20 protein-coding genes are annotated in these 21,980 nt (G+C 73.3%); 7 read left to right on the top strand and 13 right to left on the bottom strand.

All coding sequences use genetic code 11. The features are described from left to right. Positions 1-58: 58 nt before the first annotated feature. From ACGF3H_RS17255 to ACGF3H_RS17265, 3 genes are all read right to left on the bottom strand, one after another. Positions 59-1,327, bottom strand: a complete 1,269-nt coding sequence (locus tag ACGF3H_RS17255) for a MoxR family ATPase (protein WP_362498121.1) — start codon at positions 1,325-1,327, stop codon at positions 59-61. A 118-nt stretch (positions 1,328-1,445) separates the two neighbouring features. After that, positions 1,446-2,888 (bottom strand): hypothetical protein, encoded by a 1,443-nt coding sequence (locus ACGF3H_RS17260; RefSeq protein WP_362498123.1) that lies wholly within the window; start codon positions 2,886-2,888, stop codon positions 1,446-1,448. 116 nt (positions 2,889-3,004) lie between these two features. Further along, positions 3,005-3,394 carry a VOC family protein gene (locus tag ACGF3H_RS17265; protein WP_362498126.1) on the bottom strand — a complete coding sequence of 130 codons (390 nt, stop codon included), beginning with the start codon at positions 3,392-3,394 and terminating at the stop codon, positions 3,005-3,007. Between the two features lie 150 nt (positions 3,395-3,544). On the opposite strand from ACGF3H_RS17265, the gene ACGF3H_RS17270 reads away from it, so the two are divergent. Then, positions 3,545-4,432 carry a LysR family transcriptional regulator gene (locus ACGF3H_RS17270; RefSeq protein WP_362498128.1) on the top strand — a complete coding sequence of 296 codons (888 nt, stop codon included), beginning with the start codon at positions 3,545-3,547 and terminating at the stop codon, positions 4,430-4,432. 25 nt (positions 4,433-4,457) lie between these two features. Here ACGF3H_RS17270 and ACGF3H_RS17275 read toward each other — a convergent pair whose 3' ends face one another. The 5 genes from ACGF3H_RS17275 to ACGF3H_RS17295 all read right to left on the bottom strand — a co-directional run bounded on the left by ACGF3H_RS17275 (position 4,458) and on the right by ACGF3H_RS17295 (position 9,363). Next, positions 4,458-5,006, bottom strand: coding sequence for a YciI family protein (locus ACGF3H_RS17275; protein WP_362498131.1), 549 nt, complete (start codon positions 5,004-5,006; stop codon positions 4,458-4,460). Positions 5,007-5,075: 69 nt separating this feature from the next. Then, entirely contained in the window at positions 5,076-6,035 is a 960-nt protein-coding gene (locus ACGF3H_RS17280; RefSeq protein WP_362498134.1) for a C45 family peptidase, read from the bottom strand. 99 nt (positions 6,036-6,134) lie between these two features. Further along, positions 6,135-6,572, bottom strand: coding sequence for a hypothetical protein (locus tag ACGF3H_RS17285; protein WP_362498136.1), 438 nt, complete (start codon positions 6,570-6,572; stop codon positions 6,135-6,137). 155 nt (positions 6,573-6,727) lie between these two features. Further along, positions 6,728-7,948, bottom strand: coding sequence for an amidohydrolase (locus ACGF3H_RS17290; RefSeq protein WP_362498139.1), 1,221 nt, complete (start codon positions 7,946-7,948; stop codon positions 6,728-6,730). Continuing rightward, complete coding sequence (locus tag ACGF3H_RS17295) at positions 7,945-9,363, bottom strand: MFS transporter (RefSeq protein ID WP_362498141.1); 1,419 nt, start codon at positions 9,361-9,363, stop codon at positions 7,945-7,947. Before ACGF3H_RS17295 ends, ACGF3H_RS17290 begins: the two co-directional genes overlap by 4 nt. Before the next feature lie 106 nt (positions 9,364-9,469). Here ACGF3H_RS17295 and ACGF3H_RS17300 point away from each other — a divergent pair, with 106 nt between their 5' ends. After that, positions 9,470-10,492 carry an Lrp/AsnC family transcriptional regulator gene (locus ACGF3H_RS17300; protein WP_362498144.1) on the top strand — a complete coding sequence of 341 codons (1,023 nt, stop codon included), beginning with the start codon at positions 9,470-9,472 and terminating at the stop codon, positions 10,490-10,492. A gap of 268 nt (positions 10,493-10,760) precedes the next feature. On the opposite strand, the gene ACGF3H_RS17305 is transcribed toward ACGF3H_RS17300, so the two are convergent. Next, positions 10,761-11,426 (bottom strand): hypothetical protein, encoded by a 666-nt coding sequence (locus ACGF3H_RS17305; RefSeq protein WP_362498146.1) that lies wholly within the window; start codon positions 11,424-11,426, stop codon positions 10,761-10,763. Positions 11,427-11,879: 453 nt separating this feature from the next. Between ACGF3H_RS17305 and ACGF3H_RS17310 the strand changes: the two genes are divergently transcribed. Next, on the top strand, positions 11,880-12,161 hold the full coding sequence (locus ACGF3H_RS17310; RefSeq protein WP_362498148.1) for a hypothetical protein: 282 nt from the start codon (positions 11,880-11,882) through the stop codon (positions 12,159-12,161). Positions 12,162-12,288: 127 nt separating this feature from the next. Here the strand turns inward: ACGF3H_RS17310 and ACGF3H_RS17315 are convergent, their stop codons facing one another. Both ACGF3H_RS17315 and ACGF3H_RS17320 read right to left on the bottom strand, forming a co-directional pair. Then, positions 12,289-13,320 carry an MBL fold metallo-hydrolase gene (locus tag ACGF3H_RS17315; protein ID WP_362498151.1) on the bottom strand — a complete coding sequence of 344 codons (1,032 nt, stop codon included), beginning with the start codon at positions 13,318-13,320 and terminating at the stop codon, positions 12,289-12,291. A gap of 275 nt (positions 13,321-13,595) precedes the next feature. Beyond that, a complete protein-coding gene (locus ACGF3H_RS17320; protein WP_362498153.1) occupies positions 13,596-13,883 on the bottom strand; it encodes a hypothetical protein in 288 nt (95 codons plus the stop codon). 139 nt (positions 13,884-14,022) lie between these two features. On the opposite strand from ACGF3H_RS17320, the gene ACGF3H_RS17325 reads away from it, so the two are divergent. Genes ACGF3H_RS17325 through ACGF3H_RS17340 form a run of 4 tightly spaced genes read left to right on the top strand, consistent with a single transcriptional unit; the run spans position 14,023 to position 20,046 of the window. Then, on the top strand, positions 14,023-15,288 hold the full coding sequence (locus ACGF3H_RS17325; protein ID WP_362498156.1) for a nitrate/nitrite transporter: 1,266 nt from the start codon (positions 14,023-14,025) through the stop codon (positions 15,286-15,288). After that, positions 15,285-17,369, top strand: a complete 2,085-nt coding sequence (locus ACGF3H_RS17330; RefSeq protein ID WP_362498159.1) for a molybdopterin oxidoreductase family protein — start codon at positions 15,285-15,287, stop codon at positions 17,367-17,369. The genes ACGF3H_RS17325 and ACGF3H_RS17330 overlap by 4 nt, the downstream gene beginning before the upstream one ends. Before the next feature lie 2 nt (positions 17,370-17,371). Continuing rightward, on the top strand, positions 17,372-18,841 hold the full coding sequence (locus ACGF3H_RS17335) for an FAD-dependent oxidoreductase (RefSeq protein ID WP_362498161.1): 1,470 nt from the start codon (positions 17,372-17,374) through the stop codon (positions 18,839-18,841). Next, positions 18,838-20,046, top strand: coding sequence for an FAD-dependent oxidoreductase (locus ACGF3H_RS17340; RefSeq protein ID WP_362498164.1), 1,209 nt, complete (start codon positions 18,838-18,840; stop codon positions 20,044-20,046). Before ACGF3H_RS17335 ends, ACGF3H_RS17340 begins: the two co-directional genes overlap by 4 nt. Before the next feature lie 53 nt (positions 20,047-20,099). Here ACGF3H_RS17340 and ACGF3H_RS17345 read toward each other — a convergent pair whose 3' ends face one another. Both ACGF3H_RS17345 and ACGF3H_RS17350 read right to left on the bottom strand, forming a co-directional pair. Beyond that, positions 20,100-20,711 (bottom strand): GNAT family N-acetyltransferase, encoded by a 612-nt coding sequence (locus ACGF3H_RS17345; RefSeq protein ID WP_362498166.1) that lies wholly within the window; start codon positions 20,709-20,711, stop codon positions 20,100-20,102. After that, positions 20,708-21,970, bottom strand: a complete 1,263-nt coding sequence (locus ACGF3H_RS17350; RefSeq protein ID WP_362498169.1) for an ATP-grasp domain-containing protein — start codon at positions 21,968-21,970, stop codon at positions 20,708-20,710. Before ACGF3H_RS17350 ends, ACGF3H_RS17345 begins: the two co-directional genes overlap by 4 nt. Positions 21,971-21,980 lie beyond the last annotated feature (10 nt).

A 21,980-nucleotide genomic window follows, 5' to 3' on the forward strand; every position in this document is an offset into this window, starting at 1 on the left:
GGAACCGGCCGGTTCCGCCGGGCCGCCGGACGGGGCAGCGGCCGCCGCACCGGCCCGGTCATCGCCGAGCCCCCGCCGCCCGTGCGGTGCCGGCCGCCTCCGCGGCCCGCTGCACCGACCGGTCCGCCCGTCGGGCCAGGCCGACCACCCCGGCCAGCCGTTCTACCGCGTCCGGCACCTCCCAGTCGTCGCGCCGCAGCGCGGCCAGCGCCGTCGCCGGGGCGACGAGCAGATCCGGTGCGCCGGTCTCCAGCGCCCGCACGAGCACCGCCCAGCCGGCCTCCCACCGCTCCCGCTGCGGCCGCGCCCCGACGGCGGCGACCACCGCCTCCAGCGTGGCCTGGCGAAGGTCGCCCCGTTCCGGCAGCTCGGCGGCGGCCGGGTCGGCGAGCAGCGACTCCGGATCGGGCAGGTCCATCCGGTCAAGATGCGCGAGGAGTTCCAGGCCCGGTCCGTCACCCACCGCGCCCCGCACGAGGAGCGCCAGCACGTCCCGCGAGACGGCTGCCGCCGTGCCGAAGGCGAGCAGTGTCAACGCGGCCTCCCAGCTGCGGGGCGAGGGCCAGGCGCCGCCGCGTCGTGCTTCGCTGCCGGGCAGCCGATGGATCAGTGTCGGACGGGCCTTCAGGAAGCCGCAGACCGCCCGCCGGGCGAACGCCACCGCGTCCGGCAACCGCTCCGCCTCCAGCCGGGGCAGCTCCGCCCGGGGCCAGACCCCACCCAGTCCGCGCACCACCACCTCACGGTCGTGCGCCCAGTACAGGTGCACGAACCGGTTGGCGAGCGGCGGGCTCAGCTCCCATCCGTCCGCCGCGGAGGCCCGTGGATTGGCGGCGGCCACGATCCGCACCCCCGGCGGCAGTTGCAGCGAGCCGACCCTCCGCTCCAGGACGACCCGGAGCAGTGCGGCCTGGACGGCCGGGGTGGCGGTGGAAAGCTCGTCCAGGAAGAGGAGTCCGCGACCGGCCCGCACCAGTTCCACGGCCCACTGCGGCGGAGCCATCGGCACGCCCTGCGCGGCCGGATCGTCACCCACGATGGGCAGCCCGGAGAAGTCGGACGGCTCGTGGACACTGGCGATCACGGTGGTCAGCGGCAGGTCGAGGGAGTCGGCGAGCTGGGTCAGTGCAGCGGTCTTGCCGATGCCCGGCTCGCCCCAGAGCAGGACGGGCAGGTCGGCGGCGACGGCCAGGGTGAGCGCCTCGAGGTTCTCGTCGGGACGCGGCTCCGTGGTGGTCGTGCGCAGCAGGGACAGCAGAGCCTCGGCAACGACGAGTTCGGAGCCGGTGGTCGCGGCGGACCCGGGCAGGAAGGTGCTGGAAGTCATGGGCATCACCTGGGTGTGTGAGTGGGAAGGAAGGGAGCCCCTGCCCGAGGTCGTTCGCGGGGACACGCGGCACGGGCTGCGGCACGGCGCGGGAGACGGGCTCGAGGGCGGCGGCCGGTCAGGAGGTGAGGGCGGTACGGGGCCGGACCCGGCTGCCCTGCTTGCGGCGCATGGCGAGCGGCATGTTCCGGTCGACTCGGGGACGGCGTGCGGCTGTCGCGTGCGCCGCACCGGCAGCCGGGTGCACGGCGACCAGCCCCGAGCGGAAGATCCCGTGGTCGATGCGGCGGGCCGCGGCCGACTCCAGTGCGTCCCGGAGCGGCCCGTCGCGCAGGATCGCCCCCGGGCCGAGCAGCGCCTCGACCACGGCCAGCGCCCCGGCGACGTCACCGTGAGCGAGCCGTTCCCGGACCGCGGGCAGGGCCTCGGGACTGCGGTGCACCGCGTCAATGGCGCGCAGACACGGCAGCGGTGGTCCACCGAGCGCCACCAGCAGGCTCTCCCGGCGCAGCTGCCCGGCGTCGTGGTCGACCGCTGTCAGCACCCCGTCCCGCAGGGCGATCCGGTGGATCTCGCCCCGGCATTCCACGCGGTGCGGGTCACCGGACGCGCGTACGAGACCGGCCCTCGTACCGGCCGGAGCTACGGACGGTGTGCCGTGCCCGGTCAGTGCCACGGCGACGAGCGGGTGGAGCTGTCCGGTGGTGACGAGGCCCGCCCGCAGCAGTTCCAGATCCGGCAGGATCCGGGCCGCCGCCTCCGGCAGCACCGGAAGCGCCGCGGCATCCCGCTGCGGCCTCGCCCCGGACAGGGGGCGCAACGTCGGGGCATGACCGTCGTCGGGGGCGACGAGCCGGAACACCGCGTGGTTGCGCGGCCCGAGCCGTACGGTGAAGGCGCCACGCGGGCGCCCCTCCGCCCGCAACAAGTGCTCCCCTTCGGCGGCCCAACGACTCACTTCCCAGGGGCCGTCGGGGAGATCACGGAGGATACGGTCCCCAGGCTCACATGGCTCTCCGAACGCGCCGCACCGCCGGGCCAGTTCGCCGCTCCGTCCGGTGTCCCAGAGGTGCCGGTGCAGGTCGAGCCGGAAACGCCGGTCGGGGTGCGGGTGCGGATGGTGCCCGGGGGTGCCACCGCCGGGCCCGTCCCACAGGGACAGGGACATGCGCTGTCCGGCGTCCGCCCGGGCGGGCGGCGTCCGCACCACGAGATGCGGCGCCCCGCTCCCGGCGTCGCCGTAACGGGCGAGGGAGAGGGTGAGCCCGGGACGCAGGCGCCCGTCGGGGGCGATCCGGGGCATGTGCCAGCGCAGCAGATCCGGCGCCAGCCGGCGCAGGTCCGCCCGAAGGCAGTGGGCGAGGTCGGTGCCGTGCCGGTCGCGCACGGCGCGCAGATCGAGGTCGACGTCGATCCGGGCGGCGGCACAGGCCCCCGCCCAGTCACCGGCCGCACGCCGTGCGGTCGAGGTCTCGATCATGGACGGTGGCACGGCGTACTCGCGCACGCGCTGCCACATCAACAGGTGGGCCGGAATGTCGTTCGCGAGGTGATGTGCCATCAGCACTCACCCGAGGCGAACGATTCCCCCAATCCGTACGAGGAGAAGTTCATCATCGCGGGCATGCTAACCGCCTCGGTGATGACCTGTCACCCGCCTTTCTCCGGTGCCGGTCCTCAGACGTGCTGCGGGTACCAGCGCAGTTCCACGGTGTTGCCGTCGGGGTCCTCGACGTAGAGCGAGACGGCGGTGCCCCGGGCCCCGAAGCGCTCGCCGGGACCGTCGAGCACCGTGAACACGCCGGAGTCGACGACCTGCTGCCAGTCCAGGGGCTCGACCACCAGACAGATGTGGTCGACGTTCGAGCCCCGCGCGCCGCCGGCGGACGCCTTGACGAGGTCGATGATGGTGGTGGGGCTCACCCGCACGGAGGGGAAGGGCGCCTTGCCGGCCCGCCACTCCTCGACCCGTACGGGCTCCAGGCCCAGGGGACCGGTGTAGAAGGTGAGCGAACGCTCGACGTCGGCGACGTTCAGGACGAGGTGGTCGAAGGCGATCACGCGCATGGGTGTCTCCACAGGTGAAGGCGCCGGGGCGCCGAGGGCCAGGAGGGACCGGGCCGCTGTCGTCCGGCCCGGCTCTCAGCATGGCCGGGCCGGCGTCCAGCGGTCCAACGCATGTTTGTCATCCCATCCATCGTGCTTCACGATCCACGCATGGATCTCCAGCAGATGCGCTACGTCCTCGCGGTCGCGGAGACCGCCAGCTTCACCCGTGCCGCCGAACGGTGTCACATCGTCCAGTCCGCGCTCAGCCACCAGGTCGCCCGGCTGGAGAAGGAACTGGGCGCGCGACTGTTCGAGCGGACCAGCCGCCGGGTGCGGCTGACCGCCGCCGGAGAGGCGTTCCTGCCGGCCGCCCGCCAGGCCCTGGAAGCGGCGGAGCGGGCCAGGGCGGAGGTGGCGGCGGCCACCGGCGAGATACGGGGCGGACTCACCGTCGGATCGATCCCCACGGTCGCCGCCGTCGATCTCCCCGCGGTGCTCCGCGACTACCGCCGCCGCCACCCCCAGGTGAGGATCAGTCTCCGCACGGGCGCCAGCGAGCGCCTCGTCGAGCAGGTGCGCGACGGCACGCTCGACGCGGCCTTCCTCGGCGTGCGGCCGGGCTTCCGGCTGGAGGGCGTCCACGACGAGGAACTCGCCCACGACCGGCACGTGGCCGTGGTCGCCCCGGACCACCCGCTGGCCGCGCGGGACGAGGTGGACCTTCGTCTGCTCGCCGGCGAGGTGTTCGTGGACTTCGCCGAGGGCAGCGCCGCGCGCGCCCAGTCGGACCAGGCGTTCGCGGCGGCCGGCCTGCGCCGCGAGGTCACCTTCGAGGTGTCCGGGGTCGAGCTGATGGTCCGGATGGTCCGCCACGGCCTGGGCGTCGCCCTGCTGCCCGCGGCGTTCACCACCGAACTGCACGGGCTGCGCCGCGTTGCCGTCGCCGACGGGCCGGTACGGGTGGAACGCCTCGTCTGGGGACGGGCCACCCCGTCACCCGCGGCCTCCGCGTTCCTCTCCCTGCTCGGCGTGCGCCCCGGCCACCAGCCGTCGTAGCGGGCCGCGGCTGGGCCCGCGACCGTCAGGAGCGCCCGCCGAACTGCCAGTCGTGCACCTCGATGCCGGCGTACCGGTCCGCGGACAGGACGGCGCGCGCCGTCTCCGGGTCCGGCGCGCGGAGCAGCACCGCCGTGCCCAGCCATGTGCCCCCGTCGTCGGACAGCAGCGGCCCGTAGGCGATCAGCTCGTCCCGTCCGGGCGGCACCTCGAGGTCGGCGGCCTGTCCCGTGCCGAGGCCGAGCACCAACCAGCGGTTTCCCCCGGTCCGGCCGCCGGGGAAGTCCCACATGGTGCGCCCCAGTGTGTTGCGCCACAGGCGCAGCAGCACGTCCCGGTAGACGCCGGCCTGGTAGTTCGGCTCGTCGAAGGCGAACGCGCGGGCGGCGGCCGGGTCGGGCAGGTCGACGATGTGCAGGCTTCCCGTAGGGGTGTCGCCGTCGCCGGCGAAGGTCGGGCCCCGGGCGATCATCTCCTTCGCGTACCGGTCCATGGAGGACCAGTGCTCTTCCGTCAACTCGTCGCGCAGCGCCGCCGAGCCGGGCCGGTCGCGGTGGTAGCAGAGGAACTCCATGCCCGAATTCTCCTGGAGAAGGTGACCGGGTCGAGCCGGTTTCACCGTGAGGGCCGGCGGGCGGCCGTCTCAGTAGTCGCCGTCCGCGTCGGGCAGTCCCAGGGCGACGGTGCGGGAGCCCGGTGCGAAACCGGCCAGGGAGAGCTCCCAGTCCTCACCGGGCCAGTAGTACGTCACGCGGCCCTCGGCAGGACGGTAGTGGGCCGTGTACACGGTGCCCAGCCACTCGTCGTACGCGTGCTGGTACAGCGGCGGTCGCAGCATCGCCGCGACGTCGACTCCCGCCGCCTTGACGGCGGCCAGCCGTTCCTGTGTCCGGCTGAACCGCTCCTGCTCGTCCGGCACCGGCAGGTGCTGATGGTTGGCGGCGCACGGGTCCGGTGTGCCGGTGAGCGGGATGTCGGGCCCCACGTGGACCGTCACCGTGCGGTCCGGATCGACGAGCGTGACGTTCTGCGGGATCGCTACGGGTATGACGCGCAGTCTCTCCACCGCATCGTCGACGGTGCGGCACGTCTCCAACAGGTAGCGCAGCACGATGGGAAGGGCGAATCCGGGCCCGTGGACGAACCGGCCGCCGAAGGTGAGTGACACCGCGAGCCCGGCGTCGTTCATGCCGTCCAGCAGCCCCCAGCCCGCTTCCTGCATGCCCAGCACCGGACGCAGGAAGCCGGAGCGGACGATGGTGCCCTCGCAGGCGTCGGGGGCGAAGTCGTAGTTCCTGAGCAGAGTGCCCCCGCCCGCGATCTGGGTGCAGCCGGAGAAGAACGGCCGCACCGCCGCGAGGGTGAGGAACGCCCTGGCCCGGGGAAAGTCGAGCTGGCCCGCGAGCCGGTCGAGTGCCGGGACCAGCTCGGGCATGTGTGTCTCGAACAGCCGCTGGGCGCGGGCGGCACCCTCCGGGGTACGGCCCTCCTCGGTCAGCCAGTCCTCCGCGGCGGCCATGGCCGGCCGGACGTGCCCGGCCCAGGTCCCGTCACTGCCGTCGCCGATGTCGACGGCGCGGAACGTCTTCACGTGGTCACTCATGACGTCGGACTCAAGCCTCTTCCGAGCCGTCATGTCAACAAACGCAGGCGACTTGGACGCCGTCACCTACCGCGGACGCGCCGCCGTCGTGACCGCCGGTCAGGACGACGCGTCCGACTGGCGGTCGACCGCCGACGTGCCAGCGCCCTGCGGGCAGGCCGCGTCGTGCAGGTCGCCGAGCGAGGTCCACCAGCGCTCGCAGCAGTCGTGGACGGCAAAGCGGGGGACCGGCGCGGACCGGGCGCACTCCGGCCCGTGCGCGAACGCGCCCGGCGTCCGCCAGAACGCGCAGCACGGGGACGGCGCGGTGAGCGGTCCTCCCGGGCGGGGCCGGGCGAGCCGCTCGTCCCGCTGTGCCCGGGCGGTCCGCCGCTGGTGCTCCGCACGGGCATCGGCGGCACAGCACACGAAGAGGGCCACGCCCAACAGGCCCGGCAGGGACATCAACGGGTGGTAGGTCGCCGCGTAACCGGCGCACCCGAGAAGCAGGACGGCGACTGCGCTGCACGCGCGGGCGGTGTGCAGGGCCGGCGACACGAGGCCTCCCACTGGTCGGTGACGTTCTGGGCTCGGGATCCCGTGTGCCCCGTGGTCACCGCCGTACGTCTCCGAGTTGCCGCGAGAGCGGACGAGCGCGGGAGCCGTGGTCGTGCTTCCGCGCCGTCCGGCCTGCTGTCAGCCGGGTGCCCGGGTCACCCCGCCGGGGCCGCGGCCCGGCGCCGGGCCACGTGCTGCAGGAAGCTGTCCCGCTGCACGGGGTCGGTGGCCAGATCCACTCCGACCCGGGCCAGGGCGGTCGCGCCGTCCAGTACGGCGTGGTCGGCGCCCGCGCCGGTCCCGTAGCGGGCGAAGTCCTCGGTGTGCTGGAGGGCGCCCCCGGTGTCGTAGCCGATGCAGGGGTGGATCGACGGCACGAGGTGGGACACGTTGCCCATGTCGGTGGAGGCCATGGGCTCACCGTGGCGGGCCACCGGGTTCCGGCCGAGCGCCCGGGCCGCCTCCACGTACGCCGAGGTGAGGAACGGATCCTGTCGCAGGTCGGCGAAGTCGTGGCCGTGCGGCACGAGCTCCAGCTCCGCTCCGGTGGCCAGCGCGCCCGCTTCCAGGCAGGCCCGCACACGGCGCCGGGCGTCCGCGAGCTCCCCGGTGGTGCGCGCCCTCACCTCGTAACGCGCGCGGGCGAGCTCCGGGATGACGTTGACCGTGTGCCCGGCCTCCAGGACCACGTCGTGGACCAGCGTCCCCGGCGGCAGCTGCTGGCGCAGCATGCCGACCGCCGTGTGGGCCAGCGTGACCGCGTCGAGGGCGTTCACACCCTGCCAGGGCGCGACGGCGGCGTGGGCCGGCGCCCCGCGGTAGGTGACGTCCCACGCGCCGACGGCGAGAGACGACGCACCGACCGAGTCCTCCGGGGCGGCGTGCACCATCATCGCCGCGGCGGCGTCGTCGAACACGCCTGCCTCCAGCAGCGTCACCTTCCCGCCGATGTCCTCCTCGGCCGGCGTGCCCACCAGCTTGACCGTGATCCCGACGCGGTCGGCGACCGCCGCCAGACCGAGGGCGGCTCCCACGGCCGCGGCACCGTTGACGTTGTGCCCGCAGGCGTGCCCGATGCCCGGCAGCGCGTCGTACTCGGCGCACAGGCACACCACGAGGTCGCCGGTGCCGTAGGTGGCGACGAGGGCGGTCGGCAGCCCGGCCGCTCCCCGCGCCACCCGGAAGCCCGCGTCCGTGAGGAGGTCCGCGATCTTGGCGGCCGACCTGTGCTCCCGCAGTGCCGTTTCGGGCTCCGCGTGCAGACTGTGGCTCAGCCCCACCAGGGCCTCGCCCCAGGAGCGGACGGCGTCCGTGGCCGCCGAGAGGGCGCTCTCGCGTGCGGCCGTCCGGGACCGTTCCGATCGAGCGTGCGTCATGCCGTCTCCTCCTTGTGCGTGAGGCGCGGGACCCGGGGGAGTGCGGAGGGCGCGGACCCGCCGCGGAACAGCAGGCCGAGCAGCGCGCCACCCAGGGCGACCGCCGCGCACGTCCCCCAGGCCCAGAGGTATCCCGCCCCCGCGACACCGCCGCCGGACGCGGGATGCCCGGCGAACAGCGCTCCGATGAGCGCGGCCCCGATCGCCGCGCCCAGGGAGAGCGCCAGCTCGTTGATGCCGACGGACAGGGCCGTCTCGGACTCGTCGACGACCTCGACCGACAGGGTGCGCGTGACGGCCTCGAACATCCCCGTCGCCACGCCCACCAGAAGCGCCCCGACGAGGTACTGCGGCAAGGAGCCGTGGAACAGCAGCAGGCAGACGAAGCCCGCCGCGCCCGTCCCGCCCCCGGCGACGAGGGTCGCCCGGTCGCCGACGAGCCGGGCCAGCCGGGGAGACGCCGTGGAGCCGACGAAGCCCGCGACGACCATCGCCAGGGACACCAGCGAGATGGCCCGCGACCCCAGCCCCATCCCGTAGCCGTCGTCCGGTTCCGAGCCCAGGAAGACCGCGTTGGCGCCGAGGAAGCCGATGGCGCCGAACGCGGCGCAGAACGTGAGGGCGCTGACCACGGCCAGTCGCGGGTTGCGCAGCAGCGCCAGGTCGACCAGCGGATGGTCCGTCGTGTGCTCGACGCGGATCCACAGTGCCAGGAGGACCACGGCGGCGGCCCCGGTGAGCAGCGAGGACGCCGACGCCCACCCCCAGGAACCGCCCTCCGTCAGCACCAGGACCAGGGTGCCAAGGCCGAGGGTCAGCAGCACCGCGGCCGGGGCGTTGAACCGGCCGGCGCGCGGAGCGGTGCCGGCGGGCAGGACGAACGCCGCGACCAGCGCCATGGCCCCGAACGGCACGGCGGTCCACAGGCCCGCCACCGCGTGCTCCTCGCTCAGCGAGCCGGCGACGAAGCCGCCGGTGCCGATGGACAGCAGCAGCGCGCCGACGAGCACGGACATCCCGGAACGGCCGTGCTCCGGGGCCCGTGAGCGCAGGATCCCGGCCAGCAGCGGGAAGAAGCCGACGACGGCGCTCTGCAACGTCATGCCGAGCGCGAGCGTGGCGGTCGTCGGCCTCAGGGCGATCAGCAGGGAACCCGCGGCCACCATGACGACGGCGATCCGCAGCAGCCGTCGGTGGCCCCAGATGTCGCCCCAGCGCGACAGCAGCGGCGTCAGCACCGCGAACGCGAGCTGCGACAGCAGATAGAGGTTGCTCTGCCCCACGCCGCCCAGCCCGACGTGGCGGCCCACGACGGGCAGCAGAGGCGTCAAGTAGCCCTGGACGACGCCGCTGCAGACCACGATCACCGTCATGGTCGCGAGCAGGCCCCGGTTGCGACCGATGGCACCCGGCACTGTGTCACCCTCTTTCCTTGGCTGGAACACGACATGGTGACTACAGTGCGAGCGCTGAAGGAATCGGCCGCCGATCGGCGGAAAGCGTGCGGGAGGCCCGGCCGGGATGAAGGAAACGGGCACAGCCACCGAACTGGACCTCACACTCGTGCACGCGCTCCAGATCCGCCCCCGTGCCACATGGGCCGATCTCGCACCCTCGCTGGGCGTCGCGGCGGTGACGCTGGCCCGTCGCTGGGAGCGGCTCGCCGAGCGGGGGCTCGCCTGGCTGTCCGCCGTGCCCGGCCCGGCCTTCTCCCGAACCCGGTGCACGGCGTTCGTCCTCGTCGGCTGCCGCCCCGCGGCACGGGAGCGGCTGGCCGACCGGATCGCCGGGCTGAGCGAGGCGGTGACCGTCGAACTCACCACGCCGGGCGGTGCCGACCTGCTGCTGGACGTGCTGGCCCCGGACCTGGCCGGCCTGCACCGCTTCGTGGACGAGCGGCTGGCCCGGCTGCCCGGGGTGACCGGCGTGGAGTGCCTGTTCGCCACGTCGCTCTACACGGAGGGCAGCAGGTGGCGGCTCGGCTCACTGGACTCCGCCCAGCTCTCCGAGCTCGGCCGGCCGGTGGCCGCGGAACGGGGCGCCGTGCCGCCCGTCGCCGCGCTCGACGACATCGACCGCGAACTGCTCGGTCTCCTGGCCTTCGACGGGCGCCTGGCGCTGGCCGAGCTGGCCCAGCGCGTCGGAACGAGCGCCGCGACCGTCCGGCGGCGGATCGGCCGGCTCACCCGGTCCGGGGTGGCCGCCTTCCGCTGCGACGTGGCTCCGCCCCTCGTCGGGCTGCCGGTCCCGGTGACCTTCCGCTGCCGGGCACCGGCCAAGGACGTCACCGCACTGCACCGCACCCTGGCCACCCTCCCCGGATGCCGGCTCGTCGCCGCCGTCACCGGGACCACCAACGTCCTGGCCACCTACTGGCTGCCGGACATCGGGGCCGTCCAGCAGCGCGAGACCGCGATGTGCGAACGCCTGCCCTCCCTGGAGATCACCGATCGGATCATCGGTGTCCGTACCGTCAAACGCATGGGGCACCTGCTGGACGCCGACGGCCGCCGCACGGGAACACGGCCGATCCAGGTCTGGTAGGCCCCTGGACGGACACGCCGGTGCCTTGCCCGGGGCGGGGCGGGGCAGTGGAAACGGGTGCCGCGACTACCTCCGGTGCCTGCCGTGCCGCAACCCGTCCGGCGGGGTCCGGCCGCCACCTCCCGTGCGAGTCGCCGGGCCGGCACCAGCAACGCCGAACGCACCAAGCTCGGTTCCACCTGGTTACACCGCACCGTCCTCGGCCTCGCCGCTCCGGCACCGTCCGGTCCGCCCCCGAGTCACCGGTACTCGCATCCGACCGGAAGGCTCACGGACCGACGTCCTCCAGCGCGGCCGCCTGTCGGACGCGTGCCGTCTGGAGCTCGGCAAGATCGGCGTAGGGCACGGTCTGCGGAAGATCCTCGCTCGTGACCCGAACCAGCGTGGCGCCGAGGCGGGTGACGATCATTGTCTTCGGGCCCGTGAACGCATCGGTCTCGTCCGTGTCCAGGTGTACGTCCAAGGGACGGGCCCGGCTGCCGGCCTTGCTGCGCTCCCCGGCCGCCAGGCCCTTCATCGCCGCCTCGGCGTCACCCGGCGTGCCGAAGGCGTAGATGCGGAAGACGACTTGGCCGCCTGAGACCGTTTGGCGGATGAAAGACGATCCCAGTGCGACGAATCCGTCGCACTGGGTGCCCGTGTCCTCCCGGCAGGTCCTGAGGGACTCGTCCGGTACGTCGATCTCGGCGCCGAATCCTTCCCACCCGTCCGGGGCGCTCTCCGTGTCGACCAGCGCTCTGCGCACCTGGTCCTGGGTCAGGACGACCGGTGCCTGCGCTTCCCGGTCTCCACCGGGGGCTCGCTCGTCCGTCCGGCCCGCGTCAGCGGACGCCGTGCTGTCACCGCGAGCCGCGGATTCCCCGCCACCACCGCAAGCGGTGAGCCCCGCCAGCATCACCGCACCGACCGCGAACGTCCGAACCGTCCGAAACATCTGCAACTCCCCCTGTCGAGTCCCACCCGCGCCCACCGGCCGTCCCGCACCTTTGGGTACCGGCTGCGGCTGCGAAAACCCTACTGAAGGGACGGCCGGGCAGCCGACCGGCCCCGGGTCCGCCGGGGTGGCCGGTCTCGTCAACAGAGAAAGGGCTTGTCGCCAGGTCCATGATTCGGAGACCGAACGCAAGCCGTCGGCCGAGGTCGCGACCTGGCGTGCGGCCCAGAATGTCTCGGGGCCTGCGGCACCCAGCGCGCAGCCGACACCGCGGGTTCGGACGTCACGCCGACGGTACGCTGGGATGACGCGGCGCCGATCCGCGTCACCGCCGCACGTCTGGCCGAGGACGGGCGCACGCTGAGTGTCGATGCCGACGTGCCGGACGGCCCGCGCCCGTGCGTACGCGGTCTTGGCGCGAGGGTCACTGATACCTCGTCCAGCACGGTGTGGGTGCAGGTCACCTACAAGTCCCCGGCTCAGGACCGCAGTTACGGCTGCACTCGCACGGCTCTGGTCACCGCGAAGGTACGGTTGGCGCAGCCGCTCGGCCGGCGCGATGTCAGCGTCAACAGCTTCACCGCCTTCACCCGACGGCGCGACAGCCCCTGCCACGCCACCCCGGCAGGCTGGGATCCGATCGCCCGCAGCACCGGGGCCGGCTGCACCGGCGTGCACCGTACCGAGCCCGCCTTCCCCACCGCTCTGTGCGCCGACCTGCCGGCCCTGACATGACCCGGGCTGTGCCGCCCTGTGCGGCAGCGGTGGGCCCATCATTGCTGCCGCAGCTGCGGATACGCGTGCCCCACCAGGTCACCGGCCCGCTGCGTCCTTGCCTGGGCGCGGCGCACTCCCACCACCTTCACGGTTGCCGGTACGGCCCGGCTGGTCGCATGGCGCTGTCGTACACGGTGCGGTAGTCCGGGATGACGACCCGCGTCGCGGGGGCGGCTCTGGTCACCGCAGCCTGAAAGGCGTCCAGGTCCATGGCCGGGTCGGGCACGGGTGTACCGGTGAGGGGCCGTTCGAAGTCGTCCCAGTGCACGGGCACGACGATGCCGGGGGAGTCAAGGGCGTTGATGACCCGGGGTACGTAGGCCCGGGTGGCGGTGGACGAGGGTACGGCGATCATGGCGAGGTCGGGGTGCAGGCCCTGTACAGCCCGCTCGTCGAAGTCGCTGGCTCCCGTGAAGAACGTTGACGGGTCGCCGCGACTGGTGGTGACCTGAAAGGCGAGGGTGTCCCCTTCCGGGAGGTCGGCGATCGTGTGCGGGGCCTTGCGCGGTGGGGCGTGCAGGGTGCCGGGGGCGAAGTAGGAGTGGTTCTTGTCGCGGCTGTGCAAGGCGGGCACGACTTCGACGATGATCCCGTCGAAGTCCAGGACCTCGCCTCCCTTGACCACGCTGATCTGCTTCGGCGCGACACCGAGGGCGACGAGCAGGTGATACGTCGTCTCGGTCCCGACGACCCGCGCGCCGGTGGTCTTGGCGACGTGGGGCACATCGTTGAGGTGGTCCCAGTGAGAGTGGGTGACCAGGACGAGCTCGGGGCGGCCGATGTGCCCGTCCACGACCTCCGGGCGGGTGCGCAGCCGGGTGCGGGGATCGAAGCGGCCCCGGTAGAGACCGGTGGGGAAGCGGGTGAGGTAGGGGTCGACGAGGACGGTGCGTTGGCCTGCGTCGATGCGCCAGCCCGCGGCGCCGAGCCAGCGCAACAGCGTGCTGTTTCCGGGTAAGCCGCTGCGTGCGTGCCGGTCAGCTGCGGTGGCGGTCGGTGCGGCCGGGATCAGTGGCGCGGCCGCACCGAGTGCGGCACCGCGCAGGACCGTTCGCCGGGCCGGTCGGCGCCCGGAGGAGTCGGCCGCTTGCCGTCCGGCAGGTGTTTCAGGCGTCATGGCGTCAGAAGAACATCATGCCGACTCCCGTGTCCAAGACGGGAGTTCGCCGCCGACGATACGGGAATCAGTATGGTCCCTGGTCGACTGCTCGTCGGTCGTCGACGAGATCGAGCTGGGCGGCAGAGGCGTCCCACGGCTCGCCGAGATGACCGCCACCGTCCCGGCCCCCCCGGGATCGGCATCGAAGGCGCGCGGTACGGCCTCGGCCTCGCCGAACTTCCGCTCCCCGGCGGCGGCAGCTTCCACTCCCACTTCGGCGAACTGCTCGGCTATCACGCCTGGGCCGGCGTCACGGCGGGCGGCTCGCGGACGGCGGTCACGTACGTCACCGGGGATGTCACCGGGGCGACCATGGGCGCGATGTCCGTGCTGATCGAGGGGGCGGCGTCGGCGGCACACGCTGAGCCGGACACGGCCTGAGGCGGGTGCGGCGGCTGCTCGGGCAGCGCGGTCACCGGTGTAGTGGTCCATTCGGCAGGCCGGCAAGTGGACCATTCCATCTCCTCGAGCTCACTTATGGTGATCTTGACGTCACGCGATGCCTGGAGACGGATGGCCATGTCCAGCAGCCGAACAGCGCCCGTTCACGGGCCCCGCCCCCACCCAGCGTTTCCCACATGGGCACCCCGCCTGCGCCGACGCCGGCTGACCGGCTGGGACCCGGAGGACACAGTCGCCTGGGAGGCCGACGGGAAACGGGTGGCACGCCGCAACCTCGTCGTGTCTGTCCTGTGCGAGCACGTGAGCTTCTCCCTGTGGAGCATGTGGTCGGTCCTGGTCCTGTTCATGTCCCCGCGGATCGGCCATGACTTCGATGCCGGCGAGAAGTTCCTGCTCGTGGTCGTCCCGACGCTGGTCGGTGCTGTGCTGCGGCTGCCGTACAGCCATGCCGTGACCCGGTTCGGAGGTCGTGACTGGACCGTATTCGCCACGGCCGTGCTACTGGTGCCCACGACCCTGGCCCTGTACTTCGTGCATCGCCCTGGTACCCCCCTGTGGGTGTTCCTGCTGATCGGCGCGACCGCGGGCGTCGGAGGAGGGAACTTCGCCTCCTCCATGACCAACATCACCGCCTTCTACCCGCAACGCCACCAGGGCTGGGCGCTCGGGCTCAACGCCGGCGGCGGCAACCTCGGCGTCGCAGTGATCCAGCTCGTCGGCCTGCTCATCATCTCCACCGCAGGCGATACCCACCCCTCGTACGTGGCCGCCGCGTACCTGCCGCTGATCATCCTGTGCACCGTGCTGTCCGCGCTGTTCATGGACAACATCGACGCCGTACCGACCCATCCCGGCGCACTGCGGGAGGCCGCCCGGGACCGCGACACCTGGTGGATGTCCCTCCTCTACATCGGCACCTTCGGCTCGTTCATCGGCTACGGCTTCGCCTTCGGCATCGTCCTGCAGAGCCAGTTCGGCGCCACCCCGTTGGAAGCGGCACAACTCACCTTCCTCGGACCGCTCCTCGGCTCACTGAGCCGGCCTCTCGGCGGATGGCTGGCCGACCGATGGGGCGGTGCGCGGGTCACCCTTGCCAGTTACCTCGGCCTTGCCGCGGGCACGGCCCTGCTGCTCGTCGCCTCCGCGCGCCACTCCCTCGGGCTGTTCCTGGCCTGCTTCACCGTCTTGTTCGTCCTCAGCGGACTCGGGAACGGCTCCACATACAAGATGATCCCCGCCGTCTTCGCCCGGAAGGCGGAACGGGACGTCACCCAGGGAGCCGACGCGGCACAGGCGTTCGCCCAAGCCCGTCGGCTTTCCGGCGCCGCCATCGCCGTCACCGGCGCGATCGGCGCCCTCGGTGGCGCCGGCATCAACATGACCCTCCGGTATTCGTACCTGACCTTCGGAACCGGAGACGCCGCCTTCTGGACCTTCCTCGGCTTCTACGCGCTGTGCGTCGGAGTCGTCCAGACCGCCTATCTGCGCTCCGATCGCACCGGCAGGGAGGTGACCCCGTCATGACCGCGCACCAGGTCAACACGCACTGCCCGTACTGCGCCCTGCAGTGCGGCACCCGCCTCAGCCAGCGGGACGGCGCTGTGCGCGTCGAGCCGTCCGACTTCCCGGTCAACCGCGGCGGACTGTGCCTCAAGGGCTGGACGGCACCCGCCGTTCTCGACACCGCGGACCGGCTGCGCCGCCCGCTCGTCCGAGACCGTACCGGAGAGCACACCCCGGTCGCCTGGGACATCGCCCTCGACCTGGCGGCGGACCGGCTCCGCCGGCTCCGGGAGGCGCACGGCCCCGACGCGGTCGGCGTGTTCGGCGCTGGCGGACTGACCAACGAAAAAGCTTACCTTCTTGGCAAGTTCGCCCGGCTCGCGCTCGGCACCAGCCAGATCGACTACAACGGACGCTTCTGCATGTCGTCGGCAGCCGTCGCGGCGAACCACGCCTTCGGCATGGACCGGGGCCTGCCCTTTCCGGTCACCGACCTGGCGCAGGCGGACACCGTGCTGCTCGCCGGCGCCAACGTCGCCGAGACGATGCCCCCGCTGCTGCGCCACCTGGAGCGGGCCTGCCTGATCGTCATCGACCCACGCCGGACCAGAACCGCAGAGCTGGCAGCACTGCATCTGCAGCCGGCCCCCGGCACCGACCTCGCGCTCGCTCAAGGACTGCTGCACATCGCCGTCACCGAGGGCTGGTGCGACCGGCGCTACCTGGCCGAGCGCACCAGCGGCTTCGACGACGCGTGGCAGCGGGCCCTGACCTGGTGGCCGGAGCGGGTCGAACGAGTCACCGGCGTCCCCGCCGAGGACCAGCGGGCGGCCGTCCGCATGCTCGCCGAGGCACGCGGCGCCTACCTCCTCACCGGCCGCGGAGTCGAGCAGCACAGCAGGGGCACCGACACCGCCGCCGCGTTCATCAACCTCGCCCTCGCCCTGGGCCTGCCCGGCCTTGCCGGCAGCGGCTACGGCTGTCTCACCGGCCAGGGCAACGGGCAGGGCGGCCGTGAACACGGGCAGAAGGCCGACCAGTTGCCCGGCTACCGGTCCATCACCGACCCCGCCGCGCGCGAGGACGTCGCCCGCGTCTGGGGAGTGGCACCTGAAGACCTCCCCGGCCCGGGACGCAGCGCCTACCGGCTGCTCGATGCGCTCGGTCGCCCCGGCGGGCCCAAGGCCCTGCTGGTCTTCGGCTCCAACCCCGTCGTCTCCGCCCCCGACGCGGGCCGGATCCGGGAGCGCCTGGCCGCACTCGACCTGCTGCTGGTCGCCGACTTCGTGCCGTCCGAGACCGCCCGGCTCGCCGATGTGGTCCTGCCGGTGACCCAGTGGGCGGAGGAGGAGGGCACCCTCACCAATCTGGAAGGCCGGATAGTGCGCCGCCGGCGCCTGCTGGACCCGCCCGCCGGAGTCCGCTCGGACCTGGAGGTCATCCAGGGTCTGGCGACCCGACTCGGACAGCCCGCCGAGCGGTTCCCGGCCGCGCCGCGCAAGGTGTTCGACGAACTGCGGCACGCCTCCCGGGGGGGTCGTGCCGACTACTCCGGTATCAGCTACGACCGGCTGGACGCGGGCGAGGCCCTGTACTGGCCGTGCCCCCAACGCCCCGCCGACCAGGAGCCGCACCCCGGCACCGAGCGCATGTTCCTGGACCGCTTCGCCCACCCCGACGGACGCGCCAGATTCGCCGCCGTGGACCACCGGGACGTCGCGGAGGCGACCTGCGCGCAGTACCCGCTGACCGCCACCACCGGGCGCGTCCTCGCCCACTACCAGTCCGGGGCCCAGACACGGCGGGTGGCCGAACTCAACGCGGCGGAAGCGGAGATGTACGTCGAGATGCATCCGGACACAGCCGCCGCCGCGGGGCTGACGGACGGGACGGCCGCCGCCGTGGACTCGCGGCGCGGCCGGGTGATCGCCCGGGTCAGAGTGGTGCCCACCATGCGCACGGACACGGTGTTCCTTCCGTTCCACTTTCCCGGCACCGGCCGGGCCAACCTGATCACCAACCCCGCTCTGGACCCCCGCAGCGAGATGCCGGAATTCAAGGTCTGCGCGGTCCGGATCGGACCCGCGGACCCGGAGGGGTGAGCATGGACATCGTCATCGTGGGCCACGGGTCGGCCGCGCACCGGCTGGTCTCGGAGCTGCGCCGGCACGGACACACCGGCCGCCTCACCGTGCTGGGCGCCGAGCGGCACCCCGCCTACCACCGCCCTCTGCTGGGCTCGGTCCTCGCGCTCCGGCTGCCGCCCGAGGCCCTCACGCTGCCCGCCGTGGACGCCGAAGTCCACACCGGGGTCAGCGTCACCGCGATCGACCGCCAACGCCGGCTGGTGCACACCGACGACGGCACGACGTACCCCTACGACGCCCTGGTGCTGGCCACCGGCGCCCGGCCCCGCCGGCCGGCGTGGAGCGGCCCGTCGGCCGGCGGGGCACCGGGCGGCGTCTGCGCGCTGCGCACGCTGGACGACTGCCGGGAACTCCTCGCGGTACTCAGCGCACCCGCCGCGCCCCCACGCTCTGTCGCCGTGGTCGGCGCCGGACCGCTCGGCGTCGAGACCACCGTCGCCCTGCGCGAGAGCGGACACCATGTCACCCTGGTGGACCCGGCGCCGTACCCGCTCGCGCCGCGCGTGGACGAGACCGCCGGGACACTGCTCACCGAGCGGCTGGAACGGCTCGGTGTCCGCCTGCTGCCCGGCCGGACCGCGACCGGACACGAACCGGGCCTGCTGCTGCTCGACGACGACGAGCGGGTGCCCGTGGACCACGTGATTCTTTGCGCCGGCGTGGTCCCCGGCACCGGGCTTGCCCGGCGGGCCGGGCTCACCGTCCGCACCGGCGTCGTCGTGGACGAGCGGCTGCGCACCAGCGACCCGCGCATCCATGCGATCGGGGACTGCGCGGAGCAGGAAGGAGTGCTGCCTGGCACCGTGACGACGGCATGGGAGCAGGCCGGCACCCTGGCCAGGCTGCTCACCGGCTTACGCCCGGGCGCCCCCGCGCGGCCGGCCCGTACGGTCCTGCGGCTGCGCACCCGCGCCGTCGAACTGGCGGTCTTCGGGCCTCCGGAGGAAACCGCCGGCGGCGGCCGGGACACCGGGACCGTGACCTTCCACGACCCCTCCGGCGGACGGTACGCGCGGCTCGTACTGGACGACGCGGAACGCGTGTGCTCGGCCGTCCTGCTGGGGCTGCCGCGGGCCGCCGCCGCCGTGGCCCAGTTTTACGAGCGGGACGCCCCGCTGCCCAGCGACCGGCTCTCGTTTCTGCTCGGTGCCCCGCCCGTGACCGGCGACATCGCCGCCCTGCCGGACGACGCCCCGGTCTGTGACTGCAACAACGTCAGCCGGGCCGCGCTGCGCAAGGCGTGGCAGAACGGGGCCCGCGACCTGTACGCGCTGGTGGCGGCCACCCGGGCCACCACGGGCTGCGGTGGCTGCGCCGACGACGTCCGGGCCTGGTGCGTCCAGGCCGGCGCCGCGTCCCCGCCCCGGCCAGGGCCGACGGAATTGTGCGCGTCCGCCGTTCGACTCAGCTCTGGAGGAGCCACGTGAACCGCACTCTCGTCGTCGTAGGACACGGCATGGTCGCCCATCGGCTGGTGGAACGGCTGCTGGCCGGTGACACGCACCGCCGGTGGCGGGTCGTCGTCTTCGGAGAGGAACCGTGGCCCGCGTACGACCGGATCCGGCTGTCCGGCTGCCTGGAGGGCACCGGCGCCGCCGAACTCCTGCTGACGACCCCCGCCCTGCTCGCCGACAGCCGCGTGGAGATGTGGACCGGCACACGCGTGGCGGAAGTGGACCGCGAGCACCGCATGGTGCGGACCGAGCACGGCGAACGACACCTGTACGACGCCCTGGTCCTGGCCACCGGCTCGCGGGCGTTCGTCCCCCCGGTACCCGGCGGCGACGCGCCGGGCTGTTTCACCTACCGCACGCTCGATGACGTCGAGACCATCCGGGCCTCCGCCACGCCCGGCGACGGCGCGGTCGTCGTCGGCGGTGGCCTGCTCGGACTGGAGGCCGCCAACGGACTGCGCACGCTGGGTCTGCGCACCCACGTGGTGGAGCTGGCCCCGCGGCTGATGCCCGTTCAGCTCGACGGGCCCGGGGGGTCCCTGCTGGCCGACATCGTCCGCGGGCGCGGCATGGACGTGCGGTGCGGGGTGGCTCTGGAGCGGGTCGACAGGGGGGCGGACGGACGGGTCGTCTCGGTGACGCTGACGGACGGTACGGTGCTGGACGCGTCCATGGTCGTGTTCGCCGCCGGTGTCCGGCCCCGTGACGAACTCGCGGCCGGCGCGGGCCTCCCGGTCGGCCCGCGCGGCGGATTCCTGGTGGACGAACTGTGCCGCACCACCGACCCGCGCGTCTGGGCCGTCGGCGAGTGCGCGGCCGTTGCCGGACGGTGCCACGGGCTGGTCGCGCCGGGATACCGCATGGCCGAGTCCGTGGCCGCGCAACTGCTGCGCGAGACCCCGGCACCGTTTCGCGACCCGGACCTGTCGACACGGCTGAAGCTGCTCGGCGTCCAGGTGGCCAGCTTCGGCGACGCGCAGGCGGACACCGAGGGGGCGCTGGAGTATGCCGTCGAGGAACCGCCCGCCGGACGCTACGCCAAGCTGGTGCTGAGCGGCGACGGACGCGTCCTGCTGGGCGGCGTGCTGGTGGGCGACACCGAGCCGTTCCCGCGCCTGCGGGCCTTGGTCGGCCACCGGCTGCCCGCGTCCGCCGACGCCCTGCTGCGCCGCGGCTGAACAACCGCGGCGGGACGCCCACACCGGGCGTGCCGCGGCCGGCCGGGCGGCCGTCACACCGCCATGATCCGGACGCCCCGCGGCCCCGCGGCCAGTCGCCGTTCCAGGGCAGGCCACTCCCAGGCCAGGATGCTGTGACAGACGGTGTCGCGGCGGCGGCCGTCCGGCATCGGTTCGAAGCTGCGGAGCACCCCCTCCTCCCTGGCACCGATGTTCCGCAGGGCACGACGGGCCCGCCGGTTCAGGGCGTCCGTCCTGAACTCGACGCGCTGGGCCCGCAAACGCGTGAACACATGCTCCAGCAGGAGGTACACGGACCAGTGGTCGATCCCGGTGCCACGTAAGTCGGCGCCGAGCCAGGACCAGCCGATCTCGACCCGCCCGTCGGCCTCCGCCAGACCGCCGAGGCTGATGCTGCCGGCGGTGCGGCCGGAGACCTTGTCGGTGATGTGGAACACCACGCGCCGTCCGGCCCGCTGATCGGCGAGCGTCGCCGCGAAGAACCTGTCGAAGTCCTCCGCCGTCTCCATCACCACTCCCCAGTACCGCCAGATGTCCGGATCGGAGGCGATCCGGCGCAGGCTCTCCCGGTCACCGTCAGTGAGAGGCCGCAGACGTACCCGGTCGTTCTCCAGCACGGCCGGGGCGAGGACCGCCCAGTTCACGGCCGGACCGCCTTCCCGGAGTGCGGTTCGAGGGAGGTCTCGACGCGCAGTTCGGCCAGGGCCTCGCGGGCGCGGGCGTGGGCCTGCCGGCCGGTGGGCCCGACGGCGATGGCGTGGGCGTGCCGGGCGGTGTTGTTGAGCTGCGGCCGGCTGTGGTCGCCCGCGTTCACATACAGGCTGACGTCGGTGACGCCCTCGACCAGGCGGGCGCGGTCGGCACCGCGGACGGCCCGGACCTCCCCGGGACCGGCCGGCAGAAAGGCGATCGCGGCGGCCGACCGGGTGGTGATCGCGGGCGGAGTCCACGGTTCGACATGCATGCGGACGAGTTCCTCGCAGAGATTCACCCCCGTGGCCAGGGCGACGAGATACGTGATGCGGTCTCCCGCGGGACGGCAGTTGATCTCGATAAGCCGTGGGCCGTCGGTGGCCAGCCGCAGTTCGACATGTGCCACGCCCATGTCGAATCCCACGGCGCGCAGCGAGTCGGTGGCCACGCGGGCACAGCGCTCGGCCGACTCGGGGTCCAGGTCGGCCGGCACATGATGACCCGTCTCGAAGAAATAGGGCGGGCTGGACAGTTCCTTCCAGGTCAGCGCCACGACGGTGGGCGTGCCGTCGTACACCAGGATCTCGACGCTCACCTCGGGACCGTCGATGTACTCCTCCACCAGGGCGGCGGGGATCTTGCGCTGGCCGCGCTCGTTGTGAGTGTCGGCGAGGATCGTGCGCACGTGCGCCGCCGACTCCTCGTGTGTCGCGCACAGGCGCACGCCGTTGCTGCCTGCGTCGTCGAGGGGCTTGACGACGCAGGGGTGGGGCAAGCCCGTCCGGTGCGCCTCCTGCGGGGTCGTGACGCGGACGAAGCGGGGGACCGGCACGCCGGCCTCGGCGCACAGCTGCCGGGTGCGGGACTTGTCGCGGGCCGCCCGCACCCCGTCCGGGGAGGGCCCGGGCAGGCCCAGGGCCCGACCGGCCTCGGCGGCGCAGATCATGTGCCATTCACCGACGGCCAGCAGGGCGTCGGCCGGCCGGTCGAGGTTCTTGACCGTGGCGACGACGCTGTCGGGGTCATTGGTGTCGCAGGTCACGACGTTGTCCAGCCAGGCCGGGTCGAGCTTCTCGTGGCCCGGTGCCGTGTAGAGGCCCACGTCCCGCGTGAGAAAGGTGACATGGTGACCTGCGGCGCGGGCTGCGGCCATCGCCTCGTACCCGCTGCCGGTCAGGTTGCTCTCCAGGAAGACGATGTGCTTCTGCATTTCTTCGTGC

Source organism: Streptomyces sp. NPDC048185 (assembly GCF_043202495.1).
Lineage (GTDB): Bacteria > Actinomycetota > Actinomycetes > Streptomycetales > Streptomycetaceae > Streptomyces.